At 60.8% G+C, this 6000-nt stretch carries 4 protein-coding genes, 1 tRNA gene and 2 rRNA genes (1 of these 7 only partly in view); 5 read left to right on the top strand and 2 right to left on the bottom strand.

Features of this window, described 5'->3' with window-relative positions:
• The 3 genes from ACRY_RS14245 to ACRY_RS14235 all read left to right on the top strand — a co-directional run.
• A 23S ribosomal RNA gene (locus ACRY_RS14245) occupies positions 1 to 1594 on the top strand (it extends 1144 nt beyond the left edge of the window).
• Positions 1595 to 1685: 91 nt separating this feature from the next.
• A 5S ribosomal RNA gene (gene rrf / locus ACRY_RS14240) occupies positions 1686 to 1800 on the top strand.
• A 27-nt stretch (positions 1801 to 1827) separates the two neighbouring features.
• Positions 1828 to 1904: transfer RNA gene (locus ACRY_RS14235), tRNA-Met, on the top strand.
• On the opposite strand, the gene ACRY_RS19220 is transcribed toward ACRY_RS14235, so the two are convergent.
• Positions 1861 to 3555 carry a recombinase family protein gene (locus tag ACRY_RS19220; protein ID WP_012039993.1) on the bottom strand — a complete coding sequence of 565 codons (1695 nt, stop codon included), beginning with the start codon at positions 3553 to 3555 and terminating at the stop codon, positions 1861 to 1863. The genes ACRY_RS14235 and ACRY_RS19220 overlap by 44 nt on opposite strands.
• Positions 3556 to 3974: 419 nt before the next feature.
• Positions 3975 to 4103, bottom strand: a complete 129-nt coding sequence (locus ACRY_RS20435) for a hypothetical protein (RefSeq protein WP_269214166.1) — start codon at positions 4101 to 4103, stop codon at positions 3975 to 3977.
• Between the two features lie 389 nt (positions 4104 to 4492).
• On the opposite strand from ACRY_RS20435, the gene ACRY_RS14220 reads away from it, so the two are divergent.
• Positions 4493 to 5473 (top strand): DUF3034 family protein, encoded by a 981-nt coding sequence (locus tag ACRY_RS14220; RefSeq protein WP_050751121.1) that lies wholly within the window; start codon positions 4493 to 4495, stop codon positions 5471 to 5473.
• Between the two features lie 20 nt (positions 5474 to 5493).
• Positions 5494 to 5928: a group I truncated hemoglobin gene (locus tag ACRY_RS14215; protein ID WP_012039991.1), complete on the top strand. Its 435-nt coding sequence runs from the start codon at positions 5494 to 5496 to the stop codon at positions 5926 to 5928.
• Positions 5929 to 6000 lie beyond the last annotated feature (72 nt).

Raw genomic sequence — 6000 nt, 5'->3', positions numbered from 1 at the left:
GGGTGCATGGAAACATGCGCGGTAGCGGAGCGTTCCGTAGGCCTGTGAAGGGAGATGGGGTGACCCCTCCTGGAGGTATCGGAAGTGCGAATGCTGACATGAGTAGCGACAAACAGAGTGAGAAACTCTGTCGCCGAAAGTCCAAGGGTTCCTGCGCAAGGTTAATCCGCGCAGGGTGAGCCGGCCCCTAAGGCGAGGGCGAAAGCCGTAGTCGATGGGAAGGGGGTGAATATTCCTCCGCCTGCTGGAAGTGACGAATGCGAGATGTTGTCTGTCCTTATCGGATTGGGCAGGCTTTTTGAGCATTCCGGGAAATAGCTCCAGCGTATAGACCGTACCCTAAACCGACACAGGTGGACTGGTAGAGTATACCAAGGCGCTTGAGAGAACGATGTTGAAGGAACTAGGCAAATTACTCGCGTAACTTCGGGATAAGCGAGACCCGTATGTGGGCAACCATGTGCGGGTGGCACAAAAGAGGGGGTAGCGACTGTTTAGTAAAAACACAGGGCTCTGCGAAGTCGAGAGACGACGTATAGGGTCTGACGCCTGCCCGGTGCCGGAAGGTTAAGAGGAGAGGTGCAAGCCTTGAATTGAAGCCCCGGTAAACGGCGGCCGTAACTATAACGGTCCTAAGGTAGCGAAATTCCTTGTCGGGTAAGTTCCGACCTGCACGAATGGCGTAACGACTTCCCCACTGTCTCCAGCATCGGCTCAGCGAAATTGAATTCCCCGTGAAGATGCGGGGTACCCGCGGTCAGACGGAAAGACCCTATGAACCTTTACTGCAGCTTTGCAGTGGCATCAGAAGAGTGCTGTGTAGGATAGGCGGGAGGCATTGAAACCGGGGCGCTAGCTTCGGTGGAGCCAACCTTGAAATACCGCCCTGCGCGCTTTTGATGTCTAACCGCGGCCGGTTATCCCGGTCCGGGACCCTGCATGGTGGGCAGTTTGACTGGGGCGGTCGCCTCCTAAAGAGTAACGGAGGCGCGCGATGGTGGGCTCAAGCCGGTCGGACATCGGCTGTTGAGTGCAATGGCATAAGCCCGCCTGACTGCGAGAGCGACAGCTCGAGCAGAGACGAAAGTCGGCCATAGTGATCCGGTGGTTCCACGTGGAAGGGCCATCGCTCAACGGATAAAAGGTACTCTAGGGATAACAGGCTGATCTCCCCCAAGAGTCCACATCGACGGGGAGGTTTGGCACCTCGATGTCGGCTCATCACATCCTGGGGCTGGAGCAGGTCCCAAGGGTTCGGCTGTTCGCCGATTAAAGTGGTACGTGAGCTGGGTTTAGAACGTCGTGAGACAGTTCGGTCCCTATCTGCCGTGGGTGTTGGAGACTTGAGAGGATTTGTCCCTAGTACGAGAGGACCGGGATGAACATACCTCTGGTGCATCGGTTGTCACGCCAGTGGCACAGCCGAGTAGCTAAGTATGGACGGGATAACCGCTGAAAGCATCTAAGCGGGAAACCCACCTCAAAACTAGGTCTCCCCGAGGGTCGTGACAGACCATCACGTTGATAGGCCGGGTGTATAAGCGCGGTAACGCGCTCAGCTAACCGGTACTAATCACCCGATAGAACTTGAATATCTCAACCACCCCCACCATGCACAAACACCAACACAACTCACACAACACACCAAATCCACACCAGCCCAAAAACAACGATAGGCTGGACGACCTGGTGGCCATTGCGGGGAGCCTGCACCCGATCCCATCCCGAACTCGGCCGTGAAAATCCCCAGCGCCCATGGTACTGTGCCTCAAGGCACGGGAGAGTAGGTCGCCGCCAGGTCCTCCAGCCTATCGTAACCTCATCCACCGCGGGGTGGAGCAGCCCGGTAGCTCGTCAGGCTCATAACCTGAAGGTCACAGGTTCAAATCCTGTCCCCGCAACCACCATCACCGAACTCGCGAACAAACCAGATACACCCGCGCCACCCAGCGCGGATTTTGACGCTCTGGAACCGGGTTCGAGCGCCAGTCCAACCATCGCCGCAATCGCACCCGTCAGCACAATCTTCGGCTGGCCCGCCGCATCTCCCAGCTCCCCTCCTGAAATCTCCACGCGCTCGATCAGCGCGCGAACCGCTTCCAGCGCCGCGGTGCCGCCATCCTCGCGGGTGAGGGCGGCATGAAGGTCGGTCACCCGCTCGCGATAGGTCTCCGCCAGGTTCGGATGCAGCAACGGGAGCGAAATCCCGGCGGTCTCGATGAGCCGGCTCAGCTCCGCCTTCCGAGCCTCCAGCGTGTCGAGTTTCTGCTGCAGCCCCGGTGCCCGCATCCCCTCCGCAATCGCATCGATCAGGCCGTCCAGTTTGCGGGTGACACTCTCCAGTTCGCGCTTATGCGACGCGAGGGCGGCTGAGCGTTCGGAATTGAGCCGGTTATACTCGGCCGTGTATTCCGCCACGAACTCCGCGACGTGCTCGGGCTGCATCAGCTGGTGGCGGAGTGCATCCAGAATCAGGCTCTCGAGCTCGCTCCGCCGGATGCCGCGCCGGTTGTCGCACGTGCCCTGCTTCCGCGCGGCGGTGCAGGAGAGATAATCTTGGCCGACGGCGCCAAAGCTGCCACCGCAGCCGCCGCAGAACACCTTGCCCGTGAGTACGTGTCGGGCACGGCGCCGCTCGTGAAAAACCGCGCGGTCGATCTTGTCCGCGCCCGAGGCGATACGCGCCGCGGCCAGGCGCTCCTGCACACAATCCCAAAGGTCCTGGTCGACGATCCGCAGATGCGGAACCTCCTCACGCACCCATTCCGTTGTTGGGTTCATCCGCGAGACGCGTTTGCCGGTGGCCGGATCCTTTATGTAACGCATCCGGTTCCAGACCTGAACGCCGGTATAGAGTTCGTTGCGCAGGATGCCGGTGCCGCGCTCGGCATGTCCCCGGATCGTCGTGTCCTGCCAGGCACGCCCATTGGGGCCGGGGATTTTTGCGCCGTTCAGCGCCTTGGCAATGGCAATCGGGCTCGCACCCTCTGCCGCCATCGTGAAAATCCGGCGGACGATCGCCGCTTCGGCCTCATTGATCGCCCGTTCGCCGCGGATCGGCTCGCCCTTGTGGTCGATGCGGCGGACCACGTCATAGCCATAGGCACGTCCGCCGGCGGACAAGCCCGCCTCTACCCGGCCGAGTAGCCCGCGATGCGTCTTCTGGGCCAGATCCTTCAGGGCCAGCGCGTTCATCGTGCCCTTGAGACCGATATGCATCTCGTTGATCTCGCCCTCGGCGATCGTCACGATCGAAACACCGGCAAAGCGCAGGCGCTTGTAGAGAGCGGCAATGTCCTCCTGGTCGCGGGAAAGCCGGTCCATCGCCTCGGCCAGCACCACGTCGAACCGGCGCCGGCCGGCGTCCTCCATCAGTGCCTGAATGCCGGGACGGAGCATCGACGCACCCGAGATCGCTCGGTCCGAGTAGCTCTCCACTACCGTCCAGCCCTCGCGCTCAGCCCGCGCCCGGCAGATCCGCAGCTGGTCCTCCACCGACGCATCACTCTGCAAGTCAGTCGAATACCTCGCATACAAGGCTACTCGCACAGCCATCACGCGACTCCGTGGCGGGAATGGAATGACCGAATGCTATCACGCCTCGGTAGCCGCGAAACCCGGAAATTTCACCGCGCCAGAAGATCGCGGGGTAGCTCGCGCCTCACCCATTGGTCGCCCACCGGATCGGTCGCCGCGTCAAGGGCCATAAGCAACAATGGCAATGTTGGGCCGCTTCCTGAATGGCGGGTTAGGGGTTCCGCTCCGAGGAAAGCTGACATTCAGGCGAGGATCGACGCTGGTTCGGTTCGACCCTTCTACGATACCAGACCCCGATTTGATTGCACCCGAAAGCGGACATCACTCGAATGTGCTGGCGGGGCGGGTTAGCGGTAGCGACAATCGACACATGCTCGCCGTGGCCCGGTAGGTGCTGCCGGAGACGGATTTCGAGTGACGCAATCGCGGGAGCTTCGTTAGTGAACGTGCAGCCGGAATAAGGTGAGCAGAGCAAGCCCGATCAGGGTGGTCGCTCCCATCAGTAGCACGATGATGGTTTCCGAACGGTTCTCGGAGTTTGTTTTCTGCGGATGGGCTGGCGGCATCGTATGTCTCCTGTCCACGCGCTTTTGCGGACTGCGGAGATAGGGAGCGACTGGCGCCGATCCAGATCCCCGCTTCGCGCCCGGTGCAGGCTGAGCTGGTCAGGCATCGGTGGGGTGTTTCTTCTGTCGTTGAGACATTCGCCTTGCCGAATTTATCCCTCCCACCCAGAGCAATGCAGACTTTCATCAGACCGGCAAAGCGCAGCTCCTCAAAATAAAAATCAAAAAATTATTCGCCTCCTGCATCCGATCGACGGTCTTAGCCGTTCTTTGACACGAAACAGAAGCCGCAACCCGCGGCGCCGAGTGTCCAAGTTCAATAAAGGAAGAAACCAATGGAAGGCTGCGAAGCGGATCGTGACAGGCGGGCGCACCGAGGTGGCGCCGGCATGGTCAAACTGGCCATTGGGGTCGCGCTGTCGTGCGGGATTGTCACGTCGGCCCATGCCCAGAACGCGTTGTTCGCGCCGGGGCGGCTGGCGGCGACCGGCGGCATCACGGACGTCGATGGCTCGGCCGGCGGTGGCATCAACCCCTGGGCCGTGATTGCCGGCTACGGAACGGATGACCAGATCGGCGGAACTGTCGCCTATACCCATGTGGGCCTAGCGAATTACGGACTGAACGATTTCGCCGCGGCGATCGGGTTGTATGACCGGGTTGAGCTCTCTTACGCCCACCAGCAGTTCAACCTGGGCAGTACCGGCGCGGCGCTCGACGGTGCAATTGCCGGGTTCTTCAACGCGCCGGTTTCGGCCCTGCCGCCGCAATTGCAGTTCGGCAACAACTATTCGTTCAAGCAGGACGTGTTCGGCGTGAAAGTGAGGCTGCTTGGCAATATCGTCTATGACCAGAACACGCTGGTGCCTGAGGTTTCGGTCGGGTTTCACTACCGGCACAACGAGAACGGCGGCACGATCCGCGCGATCGGCGCGCGTCCGAACGGCGTGGATTTCTATGTCGCTGCGAGCAAGCTGTTCATCGACGGCCTGTTCGGCCGCTACACCTTCGTCGATTTCACCCTCGATGTGACCGACGCGAACCAGGATGGCCTGCTGGGCTTTGGCGGGCTCGCTCGTGACGGCAGCTATCAGCGGAACTATACGGTTGAACCCGCCGTCTCGGTGGCCCAGTTCATCACCCGCCGGATTGCCGTGGGCTACGAGTTCCGCGCGATGCCGCAGAACCAGCTGGTCGGCTACAATGCCCTCGGCAATGCGGTGAGCAAGACCGACCCGTGGCAGGACGTCTTCGCCGCCTTCTTCATCAACAAGCATCTGTCGCTGACCGCGGCTTACACGCGTCTGGGCCGCATCGCCTCGGTGCCGCACCAGAACGGCTTCTACATCTCGCTCACCGGCAGCTTCTGAACGCGAAAGGTCACTCAGTCATGAAAGCTCGTCTTGAAAGCACCATCGCCATCATCGGGTTCGTCGCAGGCATGGCGCTCACAACCCCCGCGGCGCGCGCCTCGACCTCCTACTACCAGCAATTCGGCGGCGAAAGCGGCATGCACTCGCTGGTGAACGACTTCGTCAATCGCGTCACCTCGGACCCGCGGATCGATTTCTATTTCGCGCATACGAACATACCGGCGCTCAAGGCCGCGCTGGCGACGCAGTTCTGCATGCTCGAGGGCGGAGGCTGCAAGTTCGACATGAGCATGAAGAGCGTGCACCAGGGCCTGAACATCACCCAGGCAGCCTTCAACGCGCTGGCCAATGACCTGAATATCACGATGGACGAACATGATATTCCGGTCGCCGCCCAGAACAACCTGCTGGCCAAGCTTGCGGCGATGGAGTCGCAGGTCGTGACGAAATAGCTGGAGACAGCCGACGGCGGGATTAACCCACGCGCCCTCTTCACCAACCGTTGTCCAGTGGCGGCAACAAAA

The sequence above is a fragment of the Acidiphilium cryptum JF-5 genome (genome assembly GCF_000016725.1).
GTDB classification, from domain to species: Bacteria; Pseudomonadota; Alphaproteobacteria; order Acetobacterales; family Acetobacteraceae; genus Acidiphilium; species Acidiphilium multivorum.
Note: the sequence above shows the minus strand (reverse complement) of the source record. Positions and strands in the feature narration are given on the sequence as shown.

Bases quoted from the DNA above. Each gene is read 5' to 3' on its own strand.
- ACRY_RS14215 (WP_012039991.1), top strand. From the start codon at position 5,494: ATGAAAGCTCGTCTTGAAAGCACCATCGCCATCATCGGGTTCGTCGCA.
- ACRY_RS20435 (WP_269214166.1), bottom strand. From the start codon at position 4,103: ATGCCGCCAGCCCATCCGCAGAAAACAAACTCCGAGAACCGTTCGGAA.
- ACRY_RS19220 (WP_012039993.1), bottom strand. From the start codon at position 3,555: ATGGCTGTGCGAGTAGCCTTGTATGCGAGGTATTCGACTGACTTGCAG.
- ACRY_RS14220 (WP_050751121.1), top strand. From the start codon at position 4,493: ATGGTCAAACTGGCCATTGGGGTCGCGCTGTCGTGCGGGATTGTCACG.